At 31.6% G+C, this 1,079-nt stretch carries 1 pseudogene; it reads left to right on the top strand.

The window, feature by feature from the left end:
• Positions 1-35: 35 nt before the first annotated feature.
• Positions 36-1,079: pseudogene (locus EV203_RS13325) on the top strand (hypothetical protein); the annotation flags it as partial.

Raw genomic sequence — 1,079 nt, 5'->3', positions numbered from 1 at the left:
CAGATTACAAAACTGCTGATACTTCAAATAAGCCGATGAAGGATAAAATATGTGAAGTGATAAACTTGCAGCCTGTTGTGGATTTTGAAATGTATCAAAAGAAGAAAGTTGATATACTGATATTTAAAGGACAATATTTAGATTCATACAATGCAGAATCTTATGCAAATTCTATTTTAAAACCTCAATTAAATGCTTTAAATGTTGATTATAATATAAATTTTCAAAACCCGATTGAAACATCCACTGAGTATCAAAATAATATCTCTATGTCATCGTCTTTTTGGGGAGATTATTGGGGACAAGGACCTGGAAACAATGCAGATGGTGGATATGAAACAAGTAACCATTATTATTTTTTTGCAAAAAATAGATATATAAATATCGGATTCAACCTTAAAAAAGCAAATATAACAAAAATTAAATTTGCAGCAGTAACAGGTGGAGGAGAAACTGCGTTAAGGCCCATCGATTTTTATGTTAGCAGTGATGGTGCAAACTGGTATAAAGTAGGAAGTGCATACGGAAGTGCTTATACACAGGCAGTTCTTGAGATTCCAGGGAATTCGCTGCCTATTGACAACATTAAGTATTTTAGAGGATCAAACAATCTTTGTATAGACTATCTACATGTAAATGTGTATAGCGTGAAATCAGATGTAATTAATGGTGTAGGAAATTACAATTTTGACAAGAAAAAAATAAATGTTGTAATTAATATAGACGGTTCTCCTTTGCAGTATGTTGATGACTTGCAGAAAGGAAGTTTTATGTCTAAATTGATTTCAAATAATGTAGCTTTTATTAGTATAGGGCCTTCCACGATGGCTGGATCATATTCAGAAGTTGTTAATACAACAAATAGAGGTACTATAATATTAGATAAGAGTCTAAGTGATAGTTTTTCAGATGCTTTAAATTATATAAAGAGTTTAATAGTACAGGAAAACAAATTGATAGAACAATACGTCGTACTGGGTGAGTCAATTGAGATAAAAACCTACTACAATGACCCAGAAAATGATCCAAAATATCAAGAAAGATGGATGTACCTGCATGACCCGAATTACTTTGAAAAC

This window comes from Caldanaerobacter subterraneus (assembly GCF_004345675.1).
In the GTDB taxonomy this organism is placed as follows: Bacteria; Bacillota; Thermoanaerobacteria; order Thermoanaerobacterales; family Thermoanaerobacteraceae; genus Thermoanaerobacter; species Thermoanaerobacter subterraneus.
The sequence above is the reverse complement of the archived record's forward strand: the minus strand, read 5'-3'. Positions and strand labels throughout refer to the sequence as shown.